General features: G+C 73.7%; 20 protein-coding genes and 1 pseudogene. 7 read left to right on the top strand and 14 right to left on the bottom strand.

The features are described 5' to 3' along the window. Nucleotides 1-17 precede the first annotated feature (17 nt). Entirely contained in the window at nt 18-1,157 is a 1,140-nt protein-coding gene (locus Q7L73_RS22715) for a trans-acting enoyl reductase family protein (RefSeq protein ID WP_304692146.1), read from the bottom strand. A 67-nt stretch (nt 1,158-1,224) separates the two neighbouring features. On the opposite strand from Q7L73_RS22715, the gene Q7L73_RS22710 reads away from it, so the two are divergent. Then, nucleotides 1,225-2,073 (top strand): hypothetical protein, encoded by an 849-nt coding sequence (locus tag Q7L73_RS22710; RefSeq protein WP_304692144.1) that lies wholly within the window; start codon nt 1,225-1,227, stop codon nt 2,071-2,073. Nucleotides 2,074-2,082: 9 nt separating this feature from the next. Here the strand turns inward: Q7L73_RS22710 and Q7L73_RS22705 are convergent, their stop codons facing one another. From Q7L73_RS22705 to Q7L73_RS22690, 4 genes are all read right to left on the bottom strand, one after another. After that, nucleotides 2,083-4,089, bottom strand: a complete 2,007-nt coding sequence (locus Q7L73_RS22705; RefSeq protein WP_304692142.1) for a diguanylate cyclase domain-containing protein — start codon at nt 4,087-4,089, stop codon at nt 2,083-2,085. A 68-nt stretch (nt 4,090-4,157) separates the two neighbouring features. Beyond that, nucleotides 4,158-5,405: a HAMP domain-containing sensor histidine kinase gene (locus Q7L73_RS22700; RefSeq protein ID WP_304692140.1), complete on the bottom strand. Its 1,248-nt coding sequence runs from the start codon at nt 5,403-5,405 to the stop codon at nt 4,158-4,160. Further along, entirely contained in the window at nt 5,402-6,085 is a 684-nt protein-coding gene (locus Q7L73_RS22695) for a response regulator transcription factor (RefSeq protein WP_304692138.1), read from the bottom strand. The genes Q7L73_RS22700 and Q7L73_RS22695 overlap by 4 nt, the downstream gene beginning before the upstream one ends. Then, entirely contained in the window at nt 6,082-6,540 is a 459-nt protein-coding gene (locus Q7L73_RS22690) for a hypothetical protein (RefSeq protein WP_304692136.1), read from the bottom strand. The genes Q7L73_RS22695 and Q7L73_RS22690 overlap by 4 nt, the downstream gene beginning before the upstream one ends. Nucleotides 6,541-6,629: 89 nt before the next feature. Here Q7L73_RS22690 and Q7L73_RS22685 point away from each other — a divergent pair, with 89 nt between their 5' ends. Continuing rightward, the gene (locus Q7L73_RS22685) at nt 6,630-7,232 is read left to right on the top strand and encodes a hypothetical protein (RefSeq protein ID WP_304692133.1); all 603 of its coding nucleotides are present in this window, start codon (nt 6,630-6,632) and stop codon (nt 7,230-7,232) included. Here Q7L73_RS22685 and Q7L73_RS22680 read toward each other — a convergent pair. Then, nucleotides 7,229-9,418: an MMPL family transporter gene (locus Q7L73_RS22680; RefSeq protein WP_304692131.1), complete on the bottom strand. Its 2,190-nt coding sequence runs from the start codon at nt 9,416-9,418 to the stop codon at nt 7,229-7,231. The genes Q7L73_RS22685 and Q7L73_RS22680 overlap by 4 nt on opposite strands. A gap of 210 nt (nt 9,419-9,628) precedes the next feature. On the opposite strand from Q7L73_RS22680, the gene Q7L73_RS22675 reads away from it, so the two are divergent. From Q7L73_RS22675 to Q7L73_RS22665, 3 genes are read left to right on the top strand one after another with little or no spacing between them, the layout of a single operon-like run. Then, complete coding sequence (locus Q7L73_RS22675) at nt 9,629-10,501, top strand: SDR family oxidoreductase (RefSeq protein ID WP_304692129.1); 873 nt, start codon at nt 9,629-9,631, stop codon at nt 10,499-10,501. 20 nt (nt 10,502-10,521) lie between these two features. Next, nucleotides 10,522-11,724 (top strand): sensor histidine kinase, encoded by a 1,203-nt coding sequence (locus tag Q7L73_RS22670; RefSeq protein ID WP_304692127.1) that lies wholly within the window; start codon nt 10,522-10,524, stop codon nt 11,722-11,724. Beyond that, nucleotides 11,721-12,386 carry a response regulator transcription factor gene (locus Q7L73_RS22665; RefSeq protein ID WP_304692125.1) on the top strand — a complete coding sequence of 222 codons (666 nt, stop codon included), beginning with the start codon at nt 11,721-11,723 and terminating at the stop codon, nt 12,384-12,386. The genes Q7L73_RS22670 and Q7L73_RS22665 overlap by 4 nt, the downstream gene beginning before the upstream one ends. Before the next feature lie 55 nt (nt 12,387-12,441). Here Q7L73_RS22665 and Q7L73_RS22660 read toward each other — a convergent pair whose 3' ends face one another. From Q7L73_RS22660 to Q7L73_RS22645, 4 genes are all read right to left on the bottom strand, one after another. Next, entirely contained in the window at nt 12,442-13,611 is a 1,170-nt protein-coding gene (locus Q7L73_RS22660) for an acyl-CoA dehydrogenase family protein (protein ID WP_304692123.1), read from the bottom strand. Next, complete coding sequence (gene fabG / locus Q7L73_RS22655) at nt 13,611-14,372, bottom strand: 3-oxoacyl-ACP reductase FabG (RefSeq protein ID WP_304692121.1); 762 nt, start codon at nt 14,370-14,372, stop codon at nt 13,611-13,613. The genes Q7L73_RS22660 and fabG overlap by 1 nt, the downstream gene beginning before the upstream one ends. Nucleotides 14,373-14,438: 66 nt before the next feature. After that, nucleotides 14,439-14,774: a plastocyanin/azurin family copper-binding protein gene (locus Q7L73_RS22650; RefSeq protein ID WP_304692119.1), complete on the bottom strand. Its 336-nt coding sequence runs from the start codon at nt 14,772-14,774 to the stop codon at nt 14,439-14,441. Nucleotides 14,775-14,778: 4 nt separating this feature from the next. After that, nucleotides 14,779-16,476 (bottom strand): hypothetical protein, encoded by a 1,698-nt coding sequence (locus Q7L73_RS22645; RefSeq protein WP_304692117.1) that lies wholly within the window; start codon nt 16,474-16,476, stop codon nt 14,779-14,781. Between the two features lie 127 nt (nt 16,477-16,603). Between Q7L73_RS22645 and Q7L73_RS22640 the strand changes: the two genes are divergently transcribed. Then, nucleotides 16,604-18,499 (top strand): alpha/beta fold hydrolase, encoded by a 1,896-nt coding sequence (locus Q7L73_RS22640; protein ID WP_304692115.1) that lies wholly within the window; start codon nt 16,604-16,606, stop codon nt 18,497-18,499. Here the strand turns inward: Q7L73_RS22640 and Q7L73_RS22635 are convergent. The 3 genes from Q7L73_RS22635 to Q7L73_RS22625 all read right to left on the bottom strand — a co-directional run bounded on the left by Q7L73_RS22635 (nt 18,489) and on the right by Q7L73_RS22625 (nt 23,048). Then, nucleotides 18,489-19,070, bottom strand: coding sequence for a TetR/AcrR family transcriptional regulator (locus Q7L73_RS22635; RefSeq protein ID WP_304692113.1), 582 nt, complete (start codon nt 19,068-19,070; stop codon nt 18,489-18,491). The genes Q7L73_RS22640 and Q7L73_RS22635 overlap by 11 nt on opposite strands. A gap of 25 nt (nt 19,071-19,095) precedes the next feature. Continuing rightward, nucleotides 19,096-22,074, bottom strand: a complete 2,979-nt coding sequence (locus Q7L73_RS22630) for an amidase (RefSeq protein ID WP_304692222.1) — start codon at nt 22,072-22,074, stop codon at nt 19,096-19,098. Nucleotides 22,075-22,226: 152 nt separating this feature from the next. Continuing rightward, entirely contained in the window at nt 22,227-23,048 is an 822-nt protein-coding gene (locus tag Q7L73_RS22625) for an SDR family NAD(P)-dependent oxidoreductase (RefSeq protein ID WP_304692111.1), read from the bottom strand. Nucleotides 23,049-23,099: 51 nt separating this feature from the next. On the opposite strand from Q7L73_RS22625, the gene Q7L73_RS22620 reads away from it, so the two are divergent. Continuing rightward, nucleotides 23,100-23,702: a TetR/AcrR family transcriptional regulator gene (locus tag Q7L73_RS22620; RefSeq protein WP_304692109.1), complete on the top strand. Its 603-nt coding sequence runs from the start codon at nt 23,100-23,102 to the stop codon at nt 23,700-23,702. On the opposite strand, the pseudogene Q7L73_RS22615 reads toward Q7L73_RS22620, so the two are convergent. Then, a pseudogene (locus Q7L73_RS22615) lies at nt 23,699-24,056 on the bottom strand (hypothetical protein); the annotation flags it as partial. The gene Q7L73_RS22620 and the pseudogene Q7L73_RS22615 sit on opposite strands and share 4 nt — an antisense overlap.

Raw genomic sequence — 24,056 nt, 5'->3', positions numbered from 1 at the left:
GCGCGCGCCGGGCGGGATCAGGCGGGCTCCAGCTCCCAGCTCAGCCCGACGGCGTCGAGGAAGCTCGCCGGGTCGAAGGCCTCGCCGGGGGCGAGCACGCCGCGGGCGGAGAACTCCGGCGCGGCCATGCGGACCGCGGCCTCGACGATCGTCGCCGCCGTCGTGCCGTAGACGTCGCCGCCGCGCACGACGCCGGCCCGCCGACGCCCGTCGGCCGCCTCCGCGACCGCCGCGACGGTGAACGACTCGGCCGCCCGCTGCGCCTCGCTCGGCCCCTCGCGCAGGCGATCGACGCCCGCGTGCAGCAGGCCCGCCAGCGGCGTCCGCAGCGCGAGTGCGAAGGCCGGCATCAGCAGCGGCACCAGCGGCGCGAGGCGACGGTCGCCGGCGAGCGTCTCGACCGTCATCAGCGTGTTCAGCCGCTCGGTCGGGATGTGGCGCGGCACGATCGCGACCTCGCCCGACGGATAGCGCGTGACCGGCTGCGAGCCGAGCGGCGCGGGGAAGTCGAAGCGGGCCCGTCTGACGCGCAGCGGCGCCGGCCGCCAGTCGCCGTCGCGGTAGACGAGGCCGCCGTCGCGCGCCTGCTCCAGCACGGTGCGGGTCGTGCCGCGGGTCGGCCGCACGCCGCTGGTCGCGTAGGCGATCGTCAGCTCGCGCAGCGGAGCCGGCGCGGTCGCGTCGGCGGCGGCCGTGGTCGCGTCGGCGATCGCGGCCTCGGCGGCGAGCGTCGCGATCATGTCGCCGGGCAGGTAGTCGAAGCCGGCCGCGGGGATCACCGCGACCTCGGCCGCGCGCGCGGCGTCGCCGAAGCGGCGATGCAGCAGCTCGACGTAGCTCTGCTCGCCGGTCGTGTCGACGTAGTGGGTGCCGGTCTCGACGGCGGCGCGTGCGACCGGCTCGCCCCAGCGCATGAACGGCCCGGCGCAGTCGATCACGACGGCCCGGTCGCCGAGCAGGTGGCGCAGCCCGTCGCGGTCCTCCAGCTCGACCGCGTGGGTGCTCACGCCGCCGCCGAGCCGCTCGGCCAGGCGCGCCAGCTTGGCCGCGTCGCGACCGGCCAGCACGCAGTCGATCTCGCGGCGGCGCAGCTCGTGCGCCACCAGCGTCCCCGTGAAGCCTGTCGCGCCGTAGACGGCGATCGCGCCGTTCCCCATCGCGCGAGTCTACCCCCGCGCCGACCGCGCGTCGCCGGGGGCAGCACCCGGTTAGCATGTGGCCGGTATGGCCACGAACGACTTTCTCGAGGCGGAGCGCCGCGAACGCCCGCGCGTGGCCGTCGCCGCCGGCATCGCCGCACTGCTGACGCTCGGCGGCTGGATCATCCCGCGGATCGCGCTCGGCGGCAGCCGGCCCGACAACGGCCTCAGCGTGCTGATGCTGTTCAACGAGCACCGCACCTCGCTGATCGCCGGCACGCTGCTGTCGATGGCCGGTCTCGCCGCGGTCGTCTACGTGCTCGACTTCCTCGCGCGCGCGGCCGCGAACCGCAACTCGATCCCGCCGCTGATCCGCCCGCTGCTGCTGATCGTCGGCGCGGTCGTGATCGTCGCCTCGACGGTCCTCGTCTTCGTCTCGACCGGCCGCCAGCACACCTGGGCGGTCGACAGCTCGCTGACGTTCGAGGAGGCGCGCGCCGTCAGCAGACTCGGCATCGGCATCTACCCGGTGCTGATCGCCCAGTTCGCCTTCACGATCACGATGGGCTTCGTCGCCGTCTCGGCGATGAGAGCCGGCCTGCTGTCCCGCTTCCTCGGGATCCTCGGCGGCATCAGCGCCGTCCTCTTCACCTTCCCGCTGCTGGACATCCCGATCGTGCAGGCCTACTGGCTGCTGATGCTCGCGCTGACGCTCTGGAGCGTCGGCGGCGCGAGAGAGCCGCCGGCGTGGCAGAGCGGCGAGGCGATCCCGTGGCCGAGCAGCGCCGAGCTGCGCGAGCAGCGCGTGCGCGCCGCCGAAGAGGCGCGCGGCGAACGCGGTGAGATCGACGCCGTCGTCGTCGAAGACGACGAGAACGCGGTCGCCGCCGGCGAGAGCGCCGGCCAGCGGCGCAAGCGCAAGAAGCGCCGCTAGCGCCTCCGCTCAGCGACGGCCGTCGCCGCCCGGCGGCGGCACGTCCCAGTCCTCCAGCGCGCCCATCCGGTGCAGCGTGCGCAGTGCTGTCGCCGCCTCCGGCGTGAACTGCGTGCCGACCAGCCGCTCGCACTCCGAGACCGCCTCGTCGAGCGGCAGCGGCCGGCTGTAGGGGCGGCTGACCGTCATCACGTCGAGCGTGTCGGCGATGCTCAGCAGCGCGCAGCCGGAGCTGATCTGCGCGCCGCCGAGCCCGTCCGGGTAGCCGCCGCCGTCGGGCCGCTCGTGGTGGTGACGGACCCACTCGACCTGCTCCGGCAGCAGCACCCCGTCGACGATGTCGGCGCCGAGCGGCGCGTGGCGCTTGATCGCCTCGAACTGGTCGGCGGTGAGGCGGCCGGTCTGCAGCAGGATCGCGTCGGGGATGCCGATCTTGCCGACGTCGTGGACGAGCGCGGCCTCGCGCAGCAGCCGGATCCGCCGCTCCGCCCAGCCGCAGACGCGCGCGAGCTGGTCGACCAGCTGCGCGACCCGCTCGGAGTGCTGGCGCGTCGTCGGGTCCTTCGCGTCGATCGCACGCGCCAGCGCGGTGATGCCCGCGAGCGTCTTGCGCCGCAGCAGCGTCTCGGCGCGGTCGGTCGGCGACAGCTCGTTGACGATCGAGGGCTCGAACGTGCAGACGAGGTCGCGGCCGTTGAGCTTGGCCCAGTAGAGCGCGCCGTCGGCGCAGGCGAACAGCAGCTCGCCGTGGCCGGCGGCCTCGAGGTCGGCGATGCCGGCCGAGATCGTCAGCTCGCTGCGACGCTCGCCGAACGGGCGCGCGGCGATCGCGGCGCAGGCGCGCTCGACGATCGGCCGTGCCGCCGCCGGCGCCCAGCCGGGCATCACGAGCGCGAACTCGTCGCCGCCTATCCGCGCCAGCAGCTGGTCGGGCGCGGCGTGCTCGGAGAGGCGCGCGGCGACCTCGCTGAGGATCGCGTCGCCGGCGAGGTGGCCGTGCAGGTCGTTGACATCGCGAAAGCGGTCGAGGTCGAAGACGGCGACGGTCAGCGGTCTGCCGCGACGCGTCGCCTCCGCCGCGGCCTCGCGCAGGCGGGCGTGGAAGACGCGGTGGTTGGCGAGGCCGGTGACGGGATCGTTGGCCGCCATCCGCGCGAGCTTGTCGTGCGCGTCGGCGTTGCCGATCGCGACGCTCAGCAGCTCCGCGAAGTCGCGCTGACGGGCGATCGCGTGGTCGTCGAAGACGTCACGGCGGATGTTGGTAGACAGCACCAGCGCGCCCCACAGGCCGCCCGCGACGAAGACCGGCATCTGCAGCCAGGCAAGCCGGCCGTACTCGCGCATCAGCGGCCCGAGCCGCTCGTCGTCGTCGCGGATGTGGACCAGCTCGCCGCTGCGGCGCAGACGGTCGAACAGCCCGCGGTCGGGCACCTCCTCGCCGCTGGGCAGCAGCGGGTTCGGGTGGCGGCTGGAGATGCCGACGATCTTCACGCTGCCGGGCCCGCTGAACTGGACGACGGCGCATGCCTCGATGTCGGTCAGCCGCGCCGCCTCCTCGGCGACGATCGCGAACAGCCGCCGCGGCGGCACCGCGCGCGCGATCGCGTCGGCGATCCGCGCCAGCGCCGCCTGCTCGGCCGCCAGCTCGGTCGCGCGGCGCTCGGCGCGCTTCTGGTCGGAGATGTCGTCGTAGGCGATCAGCAGACCGTCCTGGTGCGGCGTCGCCTTCACGCTGAACCACAGGTCCAGCGGCTCGTAGCGGTGCTCGAAGCGGACGGGCACGCGCTGCTCCAGCGCCCGCGTCAGCTCCCGCTCCACGATCGTCCCGCGCAGATCGGGGTAGTTCTCCCACATCGTGCGACCCACCAGCTCGGCCGGCACGCGCCCGACCAGCGCGGCGCCCTCCTCGCTGATCACCAGCAGGCGCCATTCCCCGTCGACGACGTAGACCGGCGCCGGGAAGCCGGCGAGCAGCTCCGTCTCACCAGCCTGGAGGGAGGTCGACCATCTCTCCACATCGCGACTCTTCCCGCTCCAGCCGCGTGTGTGGGACCGGCTGGGGGATCTTGGCGCTGACCCGCTCCTCAGGCCGGCGCGGCGACGCCGTGGGCGGCGAGGCCGGTGAGGCGGGCGACGGCGCCGCCGTCGGGGGCGTCGGTGAAGGTCAGCTCGGCGCCGATCGCGGCGGCGTGGCCGCCGGCGATCACGAGCCCGAGGCCGCTGCCGGCGCCGCGGTCGCGGCCGGCGGTCCAGAAGCGCTGCGGGCCGGCGGCGAGGAACTCGGCGCCGTAGCCGGGGCCGTGGTCGCGGATCTCGATCGTGTCCTCCTCGACGCGCGCGAGCAGCGGCGCGGCGCCGTGGCGCTGGGCGTTGTCGAGCAGGTTGCCGACGATCCGCTCCAGCCGCCGGCGGTCGGTCAGCACGGTCGCGGGCCGCTCCAGCTCGACGGTCGCGCCGGGCGCGCGCTCGGCGACGAGCGCCGGCAGCCAGTCGGCCAGCACGACCGCCTCCAGCGTCGGCGGCCCGGTCGCGGCGGCGCCGTCGAGCTGCGCCAGCTCCAGCAGGTCGGCGACGAGCAGCCGCAGCGCGGCGACGCGCTCGCGCACGATCTGCGCCGGGCGGCTGTCGTCGAGCAGCTCGGCGGCGCTCGTCAGCGCCGTCAGCGGCGTGCGCAGCTCGTGCGCGGCGTCGGCGGCGAAGCGCTGCTCGCGCTGCAGCCGCTCCGCCAGCGCCTCCGACATCGCGTCGACCGCATGGCCGAGGCGGGCGACCTCGTCGCCGCCGCTGGCGCCGACGCGCGCGCTCAGGTCGCCCGCGGCGACGCGGTCGGCGACGTCGGCCGCGCGCCGCAGCCGCCGCGACAGGCTGCTGGCGAGGATCACGCCGAGCAGCGCCGCGACGAGCGTGCCGCTGACGCCGACGACGATCAGCGTGTCGCGCAGCTGCGCCAGCGCGCGCTCGTCCTGCGCGAACGACTCGCGCACGTAGACGCCGGCGCCGACGCCGTCGCCTCTGAGCGGCGCGCCGCCCCACACGAGCGGGCGCGGATCTCTCGCGCGGTAGGTCGCGACGCGGCCGTCGCGGACGACCTTGCGCAGCTCGATCGGCGCGCCCGGCGCGTCGATCTCGGCGCCGACGAGCGTCTGCCCGGTGCTGCGCAGCAGCGACGCCGCCAGCACCGCGCGGTCGGCCTGCGCGTCACGCGCGCGCGTGAGCCGCTCGCCGGCGGTGCGGTCGTAGACGGCGAGGCCGAGGCTGGCCGACAGCGCCGCGGCGATCAGCGCGATCGCGACCGCCAGCCGCGCGCGCAGCGAATGCCACGGTCGCGTCACGGCAGCAGCTTGTAGCCGGCGCCGCGGACGGTCTCGATCCGGTCACGCCCGATCTTCGCCCGCAGCCGCTGGATGTGGACGTCGACGAGACGCGTGTCGCCGTCCCAGTCGTACTCCCAGACGCGCTCCAGCAGCACCGCGCGGCTCAGCACGATCCCGACGTTGCGGGCCAGCTCGGTCAGCAGCCGCGCCTCCGTCGTCGTCAGCGAGACCGGCTCGCCGGCGACGCGCGCGGTCATCCCCTCGGGGTCGAGCGCGAGGTCTCTGACGACGAGCACGCGGCCGTCGCCGTCCTCCTGCGCGGCCCGCTCGGTGCGGCGCAGGACCGCCCGCAGCCGCGCCGCCAGCACCGGCCCGTCGAACGGCTTGGCGACGTAGTCGTCGGCGCCGGCCTCCAGCCCCGCGACGACGTCGAGCGGCTCGCTGCGCGCCGACAGCAGCACGACCGCGACCTGGCTGTTCTCGCGAATCAGCCGCACGAGCGAGATCCCGTCGATCCGCGGCAGCATCACGTCGACCAGCGCGACGTCGAAGCGGCCGGCGCGGAAGGCGTTGAGCCCGGCCTGCCCGTCGGCGCTGACGGTCACGTCGAAGCCGAGCGTCTCCAGCAGCAGCGCGGTCGTCTCGCGGATCGTCGAGTCGTCCTCGACGAACAGCACGTGCGGTCTCGGCGCGCTCACGAGTCGCCCGCCTCCTGCAGGTAGCCGTCGTACATCTCGTAGCGCAGCTCGCCGCGGCCTCTCTCCAGCGTCACCGTCACGCGGCGGTAGGCGAGCGTCGCGTCGTGGCGCAGGATCCGCCCCGACGCCTCGACTCTGACGCGCTCGCCGCGGCTCTCTCCGCCGGGGACGAGGCGGCCGACGGCGATCGCGCGCTCGTGGCCCCAGTCGCGCCACTTCAGCCGCTCCAGCGTGAAGCCGCGGCGGCGGCAGCCGAGCACGAGCTGGACCGGCGCGACCTGGCTGTAGCCGCCGCAGTCGAGCACGACCGTGCTGTCGGCCGGCGACTTCGGCTCCGGCGTCGAGCGCACCTGCAGCGCCGAGCCGCCGCAGGCGCTCAGGAGGGCGGCCGCGACCACGGCCGCCGCAAGGGCCGCGGCCCGTCCGATCCGTTGCCGCTCGGCGTTCGCTGGCATGCCCGCCGAACGATACGCGAGCCGGATCGCAGCGCTGCTGTTGCGGTCCCGTTACACAGTCGTGACGTGGCGGCGCGACAGTGACGCTCATGCGCCACACGACTCTGTCCGAGACCACGCTCGAGACCGCGACCGTGATGGTCGTCGCGCGCGAGCCCGAGCACGGCCGCGCGCTGACGCGGCGGATCGCCGCCAGCGGCGCTCGCGCGCTCGGACCGTGGCCGGACACCGTGATGGCGTTGACGCTGGAGCAGGAGCTGTGTCCTGACCTCTGCGCGCTCGTGCTGCCGCCGCTGGGCGGGCGCCGCGTCGTGCAGCTCGTCCCGCGGCTGCTCGACCGGCGCGAGCCGCGCGCGCTCGTCGTGCGGCTGGCGGAGCCGTTCGGCGACCGCGAGCTGACGGCGGCGCTGGAGCTGGCGCTCGCGCGCGGGGCCGAGCTGGCCCAGGTCGAGCGCGAGGCGCTCGATCCGCTGAAGGTGATGCGCGACCTCGACGCGCTGATGCGCGCGAAGTCGGTCCTCACGCACGAGCTGCCGATGACCGAGCGCCACGCCTCCGAGCGGCTGCGCCACGTCGCCGCCGACCACGGCGAGCGACTGGCCGACGTCGCCCGCCGCGTGTGGGCGCGGCGCGGCTCGCTCGCCGGCGACAGCGACCTGATGGTCGTGCCGCCGGCGGCGCTCGCGGCTTAGACCGCGGCCTTCTCGGGGGCGGCGCCGGCCGCGGCCGGGGTGCCGTGGTCGGTCCGCAGCGTCTCGCCCTCGATGTCGACGCGCGGCAGGGCGCGGTCGAGCCAGCGCGGCAGCCACCAGGCGCGCGTGCCGAGCAGGCTCATCAGCGCCGGGATCAGCGTCATCCGCACGATGAAGGCGTCGACGAGGATGCCGAACGCGAGCGCGAAGCCGATCGACTTGATGATCGCGTCGTCCTCCAGGATGAAGCCGGAGAAGACGGCGCCCATGATCAGCGCGGCGGCGGTGACGACGCGCGCGCCGTGGCGGAAGCCCTCCTTCACCGCGGTGTCGGGGTCGGCCCCGTGGACGTGCTCCTCGCGCATCCGCGACACCAGGAAGACCTGGTAGTCCATCGCGAGCCCGAAGAGGATGCCGATGATCAGCACCGGCAGCAGCGAGATGATCGGCGCCGTCTGCTCGACGCCGATCAGGCTGGCGGCGAAGCCCTCCTGGAAGACGAGCACCGTCATGCCGAAGGCGGCGCCGATCGTCAGCAGGAAGCCGCCGAGCGCCGTCAGCGGCACCAGCAGCGAGCGGAAGGCGATCATCAGCAGCAGCATCGCCAGCCCGACGATCACCGCCAGGTAGGGCACGAGCGCGGCGCCCATGCGGTCGGAGACGTCGATGTTGGTCGCCGTCGCGCCGGTCACGAGGATCTCGGCGTTGAGCTGCTCGTCGAGCGCGCCCGCACGGTCGCGGATGTCGGCGACGAGGTCCTTCGTCTCCGTGGTCGACGGGCCGCTTCTCGGCGTCAGCGAGATGATCGCGGTGTCGCCGGCTCTGTTGAGCGTCGGTCTGCCGATCGCGGCGACGTCGGAGTGGCCTCTGAACTCGGCCGCGACGGCGTCGGCGGCCTGCTGCGCGCTGCCGCCTCTGGCCGCGTCGACGACGATCGTCAGCGGCCCGTTGAAGCCGGGGCCGAAGCCCTCGGTCAGCAGGTCGTAGGCCTGGCGGTTGGTCTGCGACGGCGCCGCCGTCGAGTCGTCCGGCAGGCCCAGGCGCATGCTCAGCACCGGGATCGCGGCGGCGCCGAGCGCGATCACGGTCAGCAGCACGGCGGGGACGCGGTGGCGGGTGACGAAGCCGACCCAGCGCGCGCCCATCGTCGGCTTCGCGGCGCGCGGGCCGGTCTCGAAGTTCTTGCCCTTCATCAGCTTCGTGCCGGCGAAGCCGAGCAGCGCCGGCACGAGCGTGATCGCGACCAGCACGGCGACGGCGACGGTCGCGGCGGCGGCGAGGCCCATCGCGGTCAGGAACGGGATCCCGACGACGGTCAGCGCGGCGAGCGCGATCACGACGGTCGCGCCGGCGAAGACGACGGCGCTGCCGGCGGTGCCGACAGCGCGGCCGGCCGACTCCTCCGGATCGAGGCCCTCGTACAGCTGCGTTCGATGGCGCGAGATGATGAACAGCGCGTAGTCGATCCCGACCGCGAGGCCGAGCATCAGCGCGAGCGTCGGCGTCGTCGAGGAGAGGTCGACGAAGCCTGTCATCGTCGTGATCCCGAGCAGGCCGATGCCGACGCCGACGAGCGCGGTCAGCAGCGGCAGGCCGGCGGCGACGAGCGAACCGAAGGTGATCGCGAGCACGAGCGCGGCGACGGCGAAGCCGATCACCTCGCCGATCCCGCCGGCGCCGGCCTCCTGCTGCACGGCGTCGCCGCCGAACTCGACCTGCACGCCCTCGGCCTTGGCACCGTCGGCGGCCTGCTCGACCGCGGCGCGGGTGTCGTTGTCGAGGTCCTGCGCGGTGTCTCTGAAGGTGACGCTGGAGAGCGCGATGCGGCCGTCCTCGGAGACCGCGCCGGTCGCGAACGGGTCGCTGGCGGCGAGCACGCCGCCGCTTCTGCCGACCCTCGCGAGCGATTCCTGCACGGCCGTTCTCTGCTGGCCGGTCAGCTGCTCGCCCTCGGGCGCGGCGAAGACGATCCGCCCGGAGGCGCCGTTGGCCTGCGGCAGCCGCTCGGACAGCAGGTCGATCGCCTGCTGCGCCTCGGTGCCGGGGATCGAGAATCTGTCGTTGGTCGGGCCGGAGAGCGTGCCGGCCGCGACGCCCATGCCGGCGAACAGCACGAGCCAGATCGCGAGCACGAGCCGCCGGCGGCGGAAGGCGGCGCGGCCCAATCGGTAGAGAGCGGTGGCCATCGGAGAGGAGTCCTTGCGGTTCGGGGGACGGGCGAGAGGTGGTGACGTCCACGATGGACTGCGCGGGCGCATCTGCCGACGACCGCAGGGTGCGTCTTGGGTGCGCCCTCGGGGGCGGGTCGATCAGTCCTTTCGGAGGAGGTGGGAACGGCGCCGGTGCGCGACGGTGTGAAGGCACCTCCCCTCCCCCGGACTCTGAGGAGCCACCCGATGAGCACCTCCGCACCCATCCACGTCGTGACCGGCGCCGCAGGCGGCATCGGCCTCGAATGCGCCCGCCGGCTGGGCCGCCGCGGACCGCTCATCCTCGCCGACCGCGAACGCGAGCCGCTGGCCGCGGTCGCCGGCCGGCTGCTCGCCGACGGCTACGCGATCGAGGAGCTGGTCGCGGGCGACCTCGCCGATCCCGGCGAGGTGCTCGCGCTCGCCGCGACGCTGCACGAGCGCCCGCTCGGCACGCTCGCGCACGCCGCCGGCCTCTCTCCGACGATGGCCGACGGCCGCACGATCGTCGACGTCAACCTGATCGGAACCGACGCGCTGCTGCGGGCATTCCTGCCGTACGCGACGACCGGCTCGGTCGCGATCTGCGTCGCCTCGATCGCCGGCCACCAAGCTCGAGCGGCGTCAGAATCTGCGTCGTCCCCGCGGGTTCTGGCGCTGCTCGACGACCCCGACCACCCGGCGTTGTTCGACTCGCTGCTGGCGGCGACCAACGGCGCGATCGTCCACCCGCAGATCGCCTACGCGCTGTCGAAGCTCGGGGTGATCCGGCTCGTGCGGCGCCAGGCCGACATCTGGGGAGCGGCCGGCGCGCGGATCGTCTCCGTCTCCCCCGGCCTGATCGACACGCCGATGGGCCGCGCCGAGATCGCGCAGGAGCCGACCGTGCGCGAGCTGGTCGCGCACGCGGCGCTGAGACGGCTCGGCGGCCCGCGCGAGATCGCCGCCGCGATCGACTGGCTCGCCTCGCCGGAGGCGTCGTACGTGACCGGCATCGACCTGATCGTCGACGGCGGCGCGACCGCCGCCGCCGAGCGCGCCGCCGCGCCACCGTCGCGCGGGCCGTTGGCCGCCGCCTGAGCGGGGCTAGGCTGTTGCGCGTGCAGGCCGAGACTCGCCGCTTGACCCCGCCCGCGCGCGCCGACGTGCTCGCCGCGATCGTCTGCGCCGTCGTCTGCGTCGGGCTGGGCAAGTGGGTCGAGCGCACGAGCACCTCGACGTCGACCACGCCGCCGAGATCGGTCGACCTGCTCGGGATCGCCGTGATCGCGATCGCCTGCACGCCGGTCGCCTTCCGGCGCGTCGACCGTCGCGGCGCCGCGATCGCGGCGCTGCTGCTGTCCGCGCTCGGCGCGACCCTCAACTACCCGATGACCGGCCCGCTGCTGGTCGCGCTCGGGCTTGTCGGCGCCGCGACCAGCCGCGCCGAGATGCGGCTGACCGGCACGCTCGGCGTCTTCTCCGGCCTCGTCTTCGCCTTCTGCGCGCTGCTCGACACCCACGGCCAGTGGGTCGTCGTCCTGATCGGCGCGTTCGCCGTCGGGATGCTGCCGGCGCTGGTCGGCGAGAAGCTGCGCGCCTACCGCATCAGCGCGCGCGACGCGAACGAGCTGGCGCGCAAGGTCGAGGAGCTGCGCGACCGCGACGTCGAGCGCGCGGTCGCCGAGGAGCGGCTGCGGATCGCGCGCGACGTGCACGACATCACCGGCCACCACCTCTCGGCGATCTCGCTGCAGGCGGCCGGCGCCGGCCGCACGACCCCCGACCCGGTCGCGAAGGCCGCCTTCGAGCGGATCCACGGGCTGACGACCGAGGCGCTCGGGCAGACGAGACGGGCGCTCGGGGTCCTGCGCGAGTCGGGTCCGGCGACGCTCTCGCCGGCGCCGCGGCTGGAGCACGTCGAGCTGCTGCTGACGCCCGCGCGCGAGGCCGGCCTCGACGTCGACCTGCGGCTGCGAGGCGAGGAGCGCAGCCTGCCCGACGACGTCGAGACCTGCGCCTACCGGATCGTGCAGGAGTCGCTCACGAACGTCGTCCGCCACGCGCACGCGAGCGAGGTCGTCGTGCGCGTCGACTTCGGCGACGACGAGCTGTTCGTCGCGGTCGACGACGACGGCGTCGGTGGCCAGCCGGGCCGCCACGGCGGCGGGCTGGCCGGGATGCGCGAGCGGGTCGCGCTCGTCGGCGGCGAGCTGGAGGCCGGGCCGGTCGGCCGCAGAGGCTGGTCGGTGCGGGCGACGCTGCCGCTCGGCGGAGCCGGCGCGCGGCCGGCCGGGACGCGGCCGACGGGAGCGCGCGCATGATCCGCGTGATCGTCGCCGACGACCAGGCGATCTCGCGTCAGGGGCTGCGGATGATCCTGGAGAGCGAGCCCGACATCGAGGTCGTCGGCGAGGCGGTCGACGGGCTCGACGCGGTCGGCCAGGTCGAGCGCCGCAGCCCCGACGTCGTGCTGATGGACATCCGCATGCCGCGGATGGACGGCCTCGAGGCGACGCGGCGGCTGCGCGACTTCGCCGAGGTCGAGGTGATCGTGATCACGACCTTCGACCTCGACGAGTACGTCTTCGAGGCGCTGCGCGCCGGCGCCGTCGGCTTCCTCGTGAAGGACTCGCCGCCGGAGCGGATCGTCGACGCCGTCCGCGCCGTCGCGGCCGGCGACGCGCTGATCTCGCCCGAGGTGACGCGCCGCCTGCTCGACCAGTTCGCCTCCGCCGCGCCGGCCCGCGCCGGCGACCCGGCGCTGGAGGAGCTGACGCCGCGCGAGCACGACGTGCTGCTGGCGATCGCCGGCGGCCGCTCCAACGCCGAGATCGCCACCCACCTGCAGCTGGAGGAGAGCACGGTCAAGGGCCACGTGCGGCGGATGCTCGGCAAGCTCGGCCTGACCAGCCGCGTGCAGGCGGTCATCTACGCCTACGAGACCGGCCTCGTCGCGCCCGGCGGCAGACCGCTCGAGAGGTGAGCGGCGACCGCCGGACGCCGGCGCGGCAGCCGCGCGACGAGGCGGCGCGTCAGCCTCAGGCGAGGTGGCCGCCGATCCGGCGGCGTCCCGCGAGCAGGTCGCGCGCGATCGTGCGGCGCTGGATCTCGTCGGTCCCTTCGAAGATCCGCCACAGCCGCGCCTCGCGGTACCAGCGCTCGATCGGCAGCTCGGCCGTGTAGCCCATGCCGCCGTGGATCTGCATCACGCGATCGACGATGCGGTTGGCGGCGGTCGCGCCGCCGAGCTTCGAGAGGGCGGCCTCGTGGCGGGCGTCGCGGCCCTGCTCGACCGTCCAGGCGGCGACCAGCACGAGCCAGCGCGCCTGTTCGAGGTCGAGCTCGCAGTCGGCGAGCTGCTGCTGGATCATCTGGTGCTCGCCGATCGCCTTGCCGAAGGTGCGGCGGTCGTTGGCGTACTCGACCGCCATCGCCAGCAGCCGCTCGCAGGCGCCGATCGCGCGCGACGGGATCACGTAGCGGCCGCGACCGATCCACTCCATCGCGAGGCTGAAGCCCTCGCCGACCTCGCCGAGCACGTTGCGCGCCGGCACGCGCACGTCGACGAAGCCCATCGCGGCCGGCGTCGACGGCCCCATCGTCTCGATCGGGTCGGCGGTCCAGCCCATCGAACGATCGACGAGGAAGGCGGTGTGGCCGCCGCGATGGCCCTTGTCGGCGTCGGTCACGGCGATCACGATCGCGAAGTCGGCCTCGACGCCCTTGGTGATGAAGGTCTTCTCGCCGTTGAGGACCCAGTCGTCGCCGTCGCGCACGGCGCGCATGCGGATCGCGGTCGCGTCGGAGCCGGCTTCCGGCTCGGTGATCGCGAAGCAGGAGGTGCGCTCGCCCTCGATCGTCGGCAGCAGGAACTCCCGCTGCTGCTCGGAGGACGCCTTGTAGAGGATGTTGTCGGCCTCGCCGCCGAACAGGAACGGGACGCAGGTGCGGCCGACCTCGGTCCAGATCAGCGACTGCGTCACGGCCGGCAGGTCGGCGCCGCCGAACCGCGCCGGGGTGCCGATCCCCCAGAAGCCGAATCTGCGCGCCCGCGCCTGCAGCTCGCGCAGCTCGGCGGGCGCGATCCCCTTCTCGCCGCGCCGCTCGTGCCGCAGCACCTCCGCTTCCAGCGGCATCACCTCTCTGGCGATGAACGCGCGCGCGGTGTCGCGCAGGTCGCGCTGGACGTCGGTCAGTTGCAGATCCATCAGCGCTGCCCTCCGGTGATGTAGAGCGTCTGGCCGGTGACGTGACGTGCGTCGTCGGAGGCGAGGAAGGCGACGACGGCGGCGACGTCGGCCGGGACGGCGACCCGCCGCAGCGGGATCTGCTCGGCGACCTTCGCCTGGTGATCGGCCGGCTCGAAGCCGAGCCGGCGCGCGGTGCGATCGGTCATCTCGGTCGCGACATAGCCTGGGGCGACAGCGTTGACGTTGATCCCGAACGGCCCCAGCTCGGTCGCGAGCGTCGCCGTCAGGCCCTGAACGCCGGCTTTCGCGGCGGCGTAGTTGGCCTGGCCGCGAGCGCCGCGCGCGGAGCGGCTGGAGAGGTTGACGATCTTCCCCCCGCGCGCCGGCACCATCGTGCGCTGGGCGGCGCGCGAGCAGAGAAAGACCGACTTCAGGTTGACGGCGAGGACGGTGTCCCAGTCCTCTTCGCTCATCTTGAAGAGCAGGTTGTCGCGCGTGATCCCGGCGTTGTTGACGAGCACGTCGATGCGGCCGCGCTCGGCGGCGAGCGCGTCGAACAGCGCATCGACCCGCGCCGCGTCGGCGACGTCGACGAGGTGGGCAGAGGCGCTGCCGCCCGCGGCGCCGATCCGCGCGGCGGTCGCGCGCGCGCCGGCCTCGTCGCGGTCGAGCACGGCGACGTGCGCCCCCTCGGCCGCGAGCCGCTCGGCGACCGCGGCACCGATCCCGCCGGCCGCGCCGGTCACGAGCGCCACCTGGCCCTCGAAGCGGTCTGCCATCCCGTCTCTCCTCCCTCAGGTGCAACGTCGGAGGAGCAATGTTCGCGCGAAGCGGCGCTGTCGGCGCTACTTGACCGTCAGGGACATCTTCATGCCCGGATGGATCGTGCAGACGATCGCGTAGCTGCCCTTCTTCGTCAGCCTCCTCGACCAGCTGCCGCTGACCTTGTTGGGGCTGGTGAAGCGCGCCGGGCCGCTGCTGACGTGGACGTTGTGAGCGGCCTTGCCGCGCCATGCCCACGTCACCGTCGCGCCCTTCGCGACCGACACGCTCGTCGGCGCGAAGCGGTTGTCGCGGATGACGACCGACTTGCCCTTCGGCGCGGCGTCGGCGGCCGGCAGCGCGGCCAGCGCCAGCGCGCCCGCCGCGGCCGCCGCGGCGATCAGCTTCCGTGCGTGCATTTCGCTACTTCCTCAGCTGCTGTCTGGGCACGACGCGGAAGGCGCCGCGCATGAACGGGTGGATGCGGCAGAAGTAGGTGTAGGTGCCGGGTCTGAGGTTCTTCGGCGTTCTCCACGTGACGCGCCCGATGCAGCCCGTTCTGACCGCGTTGATGAGGCCGGTCGGGCCGCCCTCGGCGCACCGCTCTCTGCCTGCCGGCACGTCGATCACCGGTGAGCCGGCCACCTGCTCGCCCCCGCCGCCGCTGATCACCGAGGTGTTGATCGCCGGCCCGAAGCCGAGCTCGCCGGAGTCGAACAGGCCGCTGCCGTCAGCCAGCGGGAAGGAGATCCCGCTGCCGCGGTTGCAGGGCGCTCTGCACCCGGTGACGGTGTGGAAGCGGACGGTCGTCGGCTGGTCCTGGTTGACGAACGTGATGCTGCTGCCCTGCGCGACCGACGGCGGCAGACCCTTGCGGCCGGGCATCGCGAGGTCGCCCTGCTCGAAGCCGAAGTTGCGGATCACGACCTTCGAGGTGAACGGCCCCTGTCTCAGCTTGAGCGAGTTCGCGTAGCCGGGGTTGACCCTGCGCGTCGCGGCCGGGTCGATGTTCTCGCGCAGACGGCCGTGGGTGAGGAAGTCGCTCTGGTCGACTCTGCCTGTGAAGGGGTCGACGCCGCCCTCGTCGCCGAGCGTGATGCCGGTGATCATGATCCCCATCACCTCGTACCACGACGCCTTCGTCGTGTCGTAGGTGGCGCTCACTCTGAGGACGTCGCCTCTCCGGATGTGGACCCGCCAGTCGGGCGCGGTCGCGCTCATCGCGACGTCCCACGAGACCGCGCCGCTGGGCTCGTAGTAGTTCGCGCGCGAGCGGAAGATCGGCACCGTGCGGCCGTCGCGCGTGACCGTCAGGTCGGTCCAGAGACCGCCCGGGTGGAGGTGGCCGGCGGCCAGCACGAGCGTCGCGTCGCGGTCGGCGACCCACTGGTTGCGGGGGTTGCCGGGCCGGTCCGGATACGGGTTCCTGGCCTGGTCGGGGTAGGTGAACTTGCCCTTCGTGCCCGAGCCCTTGAGCGCGTTGAAGACCGGGTACGGCTTGACGCCCTCGACGTCCATCCACTGCGTGCGGATCTCTCTGATCCCGGCCGCCTCAGGCGCCGTGTCGGGGATGAAGTAGAAGGTGTAGGTGAGGTAGACCTTGTGCTCCTGCGCGACGAGGTCGTGGATCATGTGGTTGATCAGCCACGACTGTCTGGTCGTGTAGCGCCAGCCGTAGCCGGCCGGCGCGTTGAAGTTGGTCTTCTCCTCGCCGGCCGCGAAGGTCGGGCGGAAGTCGACCAGCCAGACCGCGTGGTGGAGGTGGACCTCGGTCACCGGCGGGCTTCTGCCGGTTCTGGCGTCGACGAGGCCGGGGCGGAAGCCGACGATCCAGCCGTCGACGTTGGGCCGCTCCTTCTGCAGGTCGATGTCGATCAGGTTCTGGCCCGGTCTGATCGTCAGCGGGCCGAATCTGTATCTGAGCACCTGCGCGCCGGCCGGCGGCGCGGGGTCGCGCACGGGGATCCTGAGATTGGCCGGCGAGGTCGTGAACGCCGATGCATGCGCGTCGGCGCGCTGCTCGTCGTCGATGCGGGCGGCGCCGGCCGGCACGGTGAGCAGCGCGCAGAACGCGATCAGCGAAACGGCGAGCGCGAGCGCACGCGCGGGCGACGACGACATCGGACCAACCTCTCCTCGTGGTCAACAGACAGTACCGCCTCAATGATGCACCGGAAAATCGGCACCGTCAGTGCGCTATCTGGTACCGTCGCGTTCCATTTCTGACAGCAAGGGGAGAAGGGGAGAGATGCGGAGATTCGCGACGCTCGTCGCCGCAGGCTGCTGCGCGCTCGGGGTCAGCGCAGCACCGGCCAACGCCGATCCGACGCCGTTCGGCCACGCCTGCACGGCGCAGAACGGGGTGCGGTTCTGCCCGACGACGAGACTCGACCAGCGCGTGCCGTCGTTCGACAACCTGCCGATCGACGTCGACGTGACGCTGCCGGCGAGCGGCAACGGCCCGTTCCCGACGATCGTGCTGATGCACGGCCTCGGCGGCGACAAGGCGATGTTCCAGGACACGAGAGCCGACGGCAGCAGCGCGCTCACGTACCACTACAACAACGTCTTCTACGCGCAGAAGGGCTACGCCGTCGTGACGCCGACCGCGCGCGGCTTCGGCAACTCGTGCGGCGCGGCGTCGAAGACGAGCGCCGGCTGCGCCAGCGGCTGGACCCACCTCGACGACACGCGCTACGAGGCGCGCGACGCGCAGACGCTGCTCGGCAAGCTCGTCGACCAGGGGATCGCCGACCCGGCCGCGCTCGGCGCGACCGGCGTCTCCTACGGCGGCGGCACCTCCGCCGAGCTGGCCTTCCTGAAGGATCGCGTGCGGCTGCCCGACGGCAGCTTCAGCGCCTGGAGAAGCCCGGCCGGCACGTCGCTCAGACTCGCCGCCGCGTACCCGCGCTGGGGCTGGGCCGAGCTGGGCACGGCGCTGATCCCCAACGGCCGCGCCAACGACACGGTCGTGCCGAGCGCCAGCCTCGTCTCCTCGCCGCCCGGCGTCGCGAAGCTGTCGTACACGACCTTCCTCTACCTGATCAGCGCGCTGATCGGCAACGTCGCGCCCTCCGGGGCCGACGCGCAGTCCGATCTGACCGGCTGGTACACGCGCCTGCTGCAGGGCGAGCCGTACACGGGCAGAACGATCGACGAGGTGATCGCCGCCTTCCCCCACAAGGGCACGGTCTCGATCCCGGGCGTGCCGGCGCCGATGCTGATCGAGAACGGCTGGACCGACGCGCTCTTCACCGCCCAGCAGGGCGTCGGGCTCTACAACCAGGCGCGCGCCGCCAGCGCCAGCGCCGACGTCTCGCTGACGCTCGCCGACACCGGCCACATGCCGGCCTCCAACAGATCGGCGCTGGTCGCGAGACTGGTCGACGACGGCGCCGCCTTCTTCGACGCGAAGCTGCGCAGAAGCGGCAGCGCGCCGGCGCCCTCCTCGGTCAAGCTCTACCCGCTGGCGTGCAGCGGGCCGGACGTGCCGACGCCGCGCACGGCGGCGAGCTGGACGGCCGCCCACCCGGGCGCGCTGGCGTGGAGCACCGTCTGGCCGCAGAGCACGACCTCGACCGGGCTCAACTACCTCGGCCAGCTCGACGACGACCCGCTGCTGCCGGCGATCGGCGGGACGCTCGGCGACGTGCTGACCGGCGTGATCGACGGCTCGATCGACATAGCGAACATCACCGGCGGGTCGAGCTTCGGCCAGCTGTTCACGCAGGCGCTGCAGAACTCCAACCCCTGCCGCGTCGTCGCCGCCGGCGAGCCGCTCAACTCGATCAACAGCCTCGGGCCGTCACGCAGCAGAGCGTTCACGCTCGTCGGCATGCCGACGGTGACGGTCGACTTCATCCACACCGGCGCCGACGGCCAGCTGGCGGCGCGGCTGTGGGACGTCGGGCCGGACGGCAGACGGATCCTCGTCACGCGCGGCGTCTACCGCGTCGGCGCGGGGCAGACGGGCCGGTACAGCTTCCAGCTCGACGGCAGCCAGTGGACGTTCGCGCCCGGCCACCGGCCGCGCGTCGACATCCTCTCGACCGACTCGCCATACGTGCGGCCGAGCAACCTGATCAGCACGACGACGGCGACGCGGGTCGCGGTCTCGCTGCCGACGGCGGAGGTCAGCCCGTAGGGGCGACGAAGGCGCCGATCATGGTCGCCGCGAGCATCGCGGCGACCTCGGCCTCGTCGCTGCCGGGCTCGCGCAGCTGGTCGGCGGAGGCCATCGCCAGCACGACCAGCATGTCGGCGATCCAGCGCGGCGACAGCTCCTGACGCAGCTCGCCGCGCGCGTGCGCGGCGACCGCCCACTCCAGCAGCGGGTCGGCCTCGCCGCGCGCGATCAGCTGCGCCGCCAGCTCGCGGTTGCCGCGCAGCACGCCGAAGCGGGCCGCCAGCCGCGCGATGTCGCGGCTGAGGCGGGTCAGCACCTCGGCCGCGCCGCCGCCGCCGGCGATCGCCGCGCGCGCTATCTGCTGCCCCTCCTCGATCGCCTGCGCGGTCGCCGCCAGCAGCAGCTCCTCGCGCGTGGCGAAGTGGCGGAAGAGCGTCGAGCGGCCGACGCCGGCGCGGCGCGCGATCTCGTCCAGCGACAGCTCGCGCACCTCGCCGGCCGACGCCAGCACCGCCTCCAGCACTCTCCGGCGGTTGCGCTGCGCGTCGGCGCGGGGCGAGGGCGGATCGGTCGGCGGCTGCGGCGTCACGTCGCCGCCGACCATACCCGCCGGCCTACTTCAGCGCGATCGTCAGCGCCGCCTTTCTCGTCGTCTTCGCGCCGGTCGCGTTTCTGAGCGCGTAGGTCGCGGTCGCCGTCACCTTCGCGCGGCCGCCGAGCGCTCTTCTGGCCGCCCTGCTGAGCGTCACCGTCAGCGTGCCGCGCTTGCCGGCCGCGAGCGAGACCTTGCCGCTGCCGAGCACGACCGTCTTCTTGCCGACCTTCGCGCGCAGCGTGACCGTGCCGGTCAGCTTCGCGCTCGAGGCGTTGCGCAGCACGAAGCGGACCTTGCCGCCTCTGACGCTCGCCTTCTTCGCGACGGCGACCTTGATCGCGACTCTTCTCGCGGCCGGGGTCGTCGGCGCCGGCGTCGCCGGCAGCGGCACGTTCGTGTTCGGGTCGGGCGCCGGCGGCGTCGTCTGCGACGGCACCAGTCTCTCGATCACGATCGGTCTCGGCGTCACGCTCGGGTCGTATCTGAGCGGCGGCGCCTCGCTCGTCTCCTGATGGCCGTGCTGGACGAGGTCGTAGGCGTAGGCGAAGCCGATCAGCTTCGCGTCGTCCCACGCCCGGCCCATCAGCTGCAGGTTGAACGGCTCGTCGTGGTCGTTCTTGCCGGCCGGGAATATCACCGACGGGACGCCGGAGGCCGAAGACTGCGGGTCGATCCGGGCGAAGCTCGGCGTGACCGTGTCGTTGAGGCCGATGTCGGACAGCAGGCCCGGGTAGACGACCGCGTCGACGCCGTTGTCGTCCATCCATCTCGCCAGTCTCGCCTTGTACTCGGCGCGGTACGCCTTCCAGCCGGCGACCTCGGAGGCCGTCATCCGGCCGGTGCCTCTGTAGCCGCTGCTGCGCGAGTAGGCGAGCCGTCTCTGCGACTCGATGATCTGGACCGCGTCGTCGTACTCGGACTCCGGGTGGGCGTCGACCCAGCGGGCCCAGCCCTCGTAGCCGCGGTCGCCGGGCACGGAGGAGGGCGCCGCCGGCGGTGCCGGGATCTCCTTCACCGTCGCGCCGGCCGTTCTGAAGCAGGCGAACGAGGCGACCATCGCGTCACGCGTCGCCGCGATCCCGAAGCCGGCCGGGAACGCGTCGGCGTAGTAGCCGATCGTCTTGCCGCTGAGCGCGTTCGCGTCGAGCGAGGCGTGCCAGTCGGCGGGACGGCGCGCGTCGGCGTCGGCCTCGACGGTCCACTCGTCGGCCGGGTCGGTGCCGGTCGTGACGTCGAGCATCGCCGCCAGGTCGGGCACCGAGCGGGCGATCGTGCCGGCGAAGTCCTGGCCCCACGTCAGCGGCATCACGCCGGACGTCGAGGCGAGGCCGTCGGTGCCGCGCAGGGAGTAGAGCGAGGAGCCCGACGACGGGCCCCACAGCGAGTCGCCGGTCTGCGAGCCGAGCGCGACCGCCGCCAGCGACGCCGCGACCGCGACGGCCGAGCCGCCGGAGGAGCCGATCGACGACTTCGACGGCTCGAACGCGTTCCACACCTGGCCGTAGCCGGACTCCGAGAAGAAGCCGGAGTTGGCGTACTCCGACAGGTTCGCCTTCGCGAAGATGATCGCGCCGGCCGCACGCAGCTTCGCGACCTGGAACGAGTCGTGGACCGGGCGGAAGCCGTCGAAGACGAGCGAGCCGCCGGTCGTCGGCATGTCCTTCGTGTCGTAGAGGTCCTTGACCGCGACCGGGATGCCGAGCAGCTCGCCGCTTCTCCCCTGCGCGCGGGCCGTGTCGGCGGCGCGCGCCTGCTCCATCGCGTCGGGCGCGACGGTGATCAGCGAGTGGAAGCCGAACGGGCCGACGTCGTAGGCGGCGACGCGGTCGAGGTAGGCGCGCGTGATCTCCGCGGAGGTCGTCACGCCGGCCTCCATGTCGGCCTGCAGCTCGCTCAGCGTCTTGCCGGTGACGTCGTACGGCGAGCTGGTCGTCGGCGTTCTGGCGGGGCCGCCGCCGGTCGGGACCTGCGAGTAGGCGACGCCCGTGCAGTCGCTCGCGAGGAAGCCGGGGATCGTCAGCGCCGCCAGGTTGAAGTTGGCGATCGTGCAGAGCGTGCCGACCGGCAGGTCGTCGAGCACCGGGTTGGCGGCGAGGCCGCTGAGCACCGTTCTGACGGCGTCGACCTGCTGGCCGGTCGTCCCGGCGGTCTCTCTCAGGCCGACCGCGACGAAGTGGACGAGCGATCTCGTCTCGCCCGCTCTCAGCGTCAGCTTGTTGAGATAGCCCTGGTAGTTGGCGAGGTGGCCGCTGGTGATCAGCGAGCCGTCGAACGGGGTCGTGAAGAAGTTCGTCGCCGCCGTCATCGCGCCGGCGAACGGCGCCGGCGAGCCGATCACGACGCCGGCCGGGCCGTTGAAGCTGGCGTTGGAGGCGGCCGCCTGCGGCGAGGCGACGATCGACCAGCTGTCGGCCGGCGTCAGCGCCGTGTCGCCGCTGGAGGTCGCCACGACGCTCGACTGGTTGGCCGCCGAGCTGCTGCCGTTGGCGCTCGCCGAGGTCTGCGCATAGCCGGTCTGGCCGCCGAAGGCGACCTCGATCGTCTTGCTGCCGCCGGTCGTGTTCGTGAACGTGTCGACATAGCGGATCCAGGTCGCCGATCTCTCGACGTGGATCGCCCGGCTGATCGAGACGCCGCCGAGGTCGGCGGCGCTGGTGGAGGCGAAGTCCTCGTAGCCGTCGTAGCGCAGCCCGAAGCCGCGCATCAGCTCGCCGTTGAAGCGCGGCTCGGAGCCGGCCAGCCGCACGCGGATGCCGCCGAAGCCGATCAGCGCGCTGGAGTTTCTGACGTCGCGGATCGAGCCGGTGTCGAGCCCCGGAGCGGCGGCGTCGTGGACGCCCCAGACGGCGCCGTTGGAGGCCGGGACGTAGTTGATCGCCTGCGCCTGGCCGGCGCCGAGCAGCGCCACCGCGGCAGCACCGCCGAGCGCGGCGGCCGCCGCGCGGGAACGACGACGAGACCGCGCGGGCGTGCCGCCCGCGCGGGCGTAGTCCTGCATCTGCAAGAGCAGCTCCTTCTCGTGTGTTCGGCGCCGTCGATGGGGGATGCAGCCGACGCCGATGACCACGAACGAGCCTAGGTGACCACTCCTTCGCAGCCCATGTGCATCTGGCGTGAACGGTTTCGCCATTCGCACGGTCGGCGGCTGCGTCAGATCGCGCGCGTGCTGAGCGCGCCGCCGTCGACCAGCAGCGTCGCGCCGTGGACGTAGGCGGACTCGTCGCCGGCGAGGTAGACGGCGGCGCTCGCGATCTCGTGCGGCTGCGCGAGGCGGCCGGCCGGCAGCGCTCTGCCGACGTGCTCCAGCGCGGGGGCGATCGCGGCGGTGCCGTCGGTGACGGTGATGCCGGGCGAGACGGTGTTGACGCGCACGCCGCGCGGCCCCAGCTCGGCCGCCCAGCCGCGCGTCAGCTGTTCGAGCGTCGCCTTGCTGGCGGCGTAGAGGACGCCGGCGGGAAGGCCGACCGCGGCGCCCCACGAGCCGACGTTGACGATCGTGCCGCGGCTCGCCTCCAGCGCCGGCAGGAGCGCCTGGACAAGGAAGAACGGCGCCCGCACGTTCGTCGCGATCACCTGCTCGAACGTCGGCTCGTCGACCGTCTCGGTCGCGGTCGGCGGGTAGACGCCGGCGTTGTTGACGAGCACGTCGAGGCTGCCGCCGAGGGCCGCGAGCGCGTCGCGCGCCAGCTGCCGGACGGCGGCGACGGTCGTCAGGTCGGCGGCGACGAAGGTCGCGCTGCCACCGGCCCGCTCGATCTGCTCGACCGCTGCCGCGCCGCGCCCGGCGTCGCGGCCGGCGACGGCGACGGTCGCGCCTTCGGCGGCGTAGGCGAGCGCGATCGCGCGGCCGATCCCGCTCGTCGCGCCGGTGACGAGCGCGCGTCTGCCGGCGAGGCGACCGGAGCCTGCCGCCGCCTCCGGGGCCGCCGCGGCGCTCGCCGTGCTCGTGTCTGCTGCTGATTTCTGGACCATGCGGTCCATTGGTAGCACGCTGGACCGACCGGTCCACTATCCTCTCTCGGCATGAGCCTGACCGCCAAGGGCGCCGCGACCCGGGCGCGGATCGTCGCCGCGGCCGCCGACCAGGTGCTCGAGCGCGGTGTCGGCGGCACCAGCCTCGACGACGTCCGCGGCGCGACGAGCACCTCGAAGAGCCAGCTGTTCCACTACTTCCCCGACGGCAAGCACGAGCTGGTGCGGGCGATCGCCGACTTCCAGGGCGCGCGCGTGCTCGACGCCCAGCGGCCCGCGCTCGACCGGCTCGACAGCTGGGAGTCGTGGCAGCGGTGGCGCGAGGCGGTGCTCGCCCACTACACGCGCGTCGACGGCGTGCGCGGCTGCCCGATCGGGTCGCTGACGGCCGAGGCGGCCGCCTTCGACCCGCTGCTGCGCGACCAGCTCGCGGCGTACTGGGAGCGCTGGGCCGAGCTGCTCGCCGACGGCGTGCGGCGCCTGCGCTCAGCCGGCCTGGTCGACGGCGCCGCCGATCCCGACGCGCACGCGACCGAGCTGCTGGCGGCGGTCCAGGGCGGGCTGCTGCTGGCGCAGGTGCGCGGCACGCTCGAACCGCTGGAGACGGCGCTCGACGGCGCGCTCGACCACCTGCGGGCGCACGCCGTCGCCTAGCGTCGCGCGCGCAGCAGCTTCTGCAGCTCGCCGCGCAGCGTGACGGTCGGGCCGCCGATCAGCTCCCAGGCGCGCGAGACGAGGAAGCGGCCGTCTCTCAGGCCGCCCGAGACCGGTCCCGGCTGGTTCAGCAGCGGCAGCAGCGAGCCGACGACGAAGCGCAGCCCGATCAGCGCGCCCGCGGCGCCGGCCGAGGCGAGGAAGAAGTCGTGGAAGGGATCGGACTCCACACCGCAATCTTGCCCGACGACGCAAGGGGCGCGGGCAGGTGGCGGGGCGGTGGCGCGGTGGGCGTCGGCGCGGGCGGGCGGGGCGGCGGGGCGCGGGCGGCGCGAGGCGGGCGGCGCGGCGGCG

This window comes from Conexibacter sp. CPCC 205762, assembly GCF_030646155.1.
GTDB lineage: Bacteria > Actinomycetota > Thermoleophilia > Solirubrobacterales > Solirubrobacteraceae > Conexibacter.
The sequence above is the reverse complement of the archived record's forward strand: the minus strand, read 5'-3'. Positions and strand labels throughout refer to the sequence as shown.

Coding starts and splice junctions, on each gene's coding strand:
- Q7L73_RS22645 (WP_304692117.1), bottom strand. CDS start 16,476: ATGTCGTCGTCGCCCGCGCGTGCGCTCGCGCTCGCCGTTTCGCTGATC.
- Q7L73_RS22665 (WP_304692125.1), top strand. CDS start 11,721: ATGATCCGCGTGATCGTCGCCGACGACCAGGCGATCTCGCGTCAGGGG.
- Q7L73_RS22625 (WP_304692111.1), bottom strand. CDS start 23,048: ATGGTCCAGAAATCAGCAGCAGACACGAGCACGGCGAGCGCCGCGGCG.
- Q7L73_RS22620 (WP_304692109.1), top strand. CDS start 23,100: ATGAGCCTGACCGCCAAGGGCGCCGCGACCCGGGCGCGGATCGTCGCC.
- Q7L73_RS22650 (WP_304692119.1), bottom strand. CDS start 14,774: ATGCACGCACGGAAGCTGATCGCCGCGGCGGCCGCGGCGGGCGCGCTG.
- Q7L73_RS22680 (WP_304692131.1), bottom strand. CDS start 9,418: ATGGCCACCGCTCTCTACCGATTGGGCCGCGCCGCCTTCCGCCGCCGG.
- Q7L73_RS22685 (WP_304692133.1), top strand. CDS start 6,630: ATGCGCCACACGACTCTGTCCGAGACCACGCTCGAGACCGCGACCGTG.
- Q7L73_RS22710 (WP_304692144.1), top strand. CDS start 1,225: ATGGCCACGAACGACTTTCTCGAGGCGGAGCGCCGCGAACGCCCGCGC.
- fabG (WP_304692121.1), bottom strand. CDS start 14,372: ATGGCAGACCGCTTCGAGGGCCAGGTGGCGCTCGTGACCGGCGCGGCC.
- Q7L73_RS22675 (WP_304692129.1), top strand. CDS start 9,629: ATGAGCACCTCCGCACCCATCCACGTCGTGACCGGCGCCGCAGGCGGC.
- Q7L73_RS22660 (WP_304692123.1), bottom strand. CDS start 13,611: ATGGATCTGCAACTGACCGACGTCCAGCGCGACCTGCGCGACACCGCG.
- Q7L73_RS22690 (WP_304692136.1), bottom strand. CDS start 6,540: ATGCCAGCGAACGCCGAGCGGCAACGGATCGGACGGGCCGCGGCCCTT.
- Q7L73_RS22640 (WP_304692115.1), top strand. CDS start 16,604: ATGCGGAGATTCGCGACGCTCGTCGCCGCAGGCTGCTGCGCGCTCGGG.
- Q7L73_RS22630 (WP_304692222.1), bottom strand. CDS start 22,074: ATGCAGGACTACGCCCGCGCGGGCGGCACGCCCGCGCGGTCTCGTCGT.
- Q7L73_RS22715 (WP_304692146.1), bottom strand. CDS start 1,157: ATGGGGAACGGCGCGATCGCCGTCTACGGCGCGACAGGCTTCACGGGG.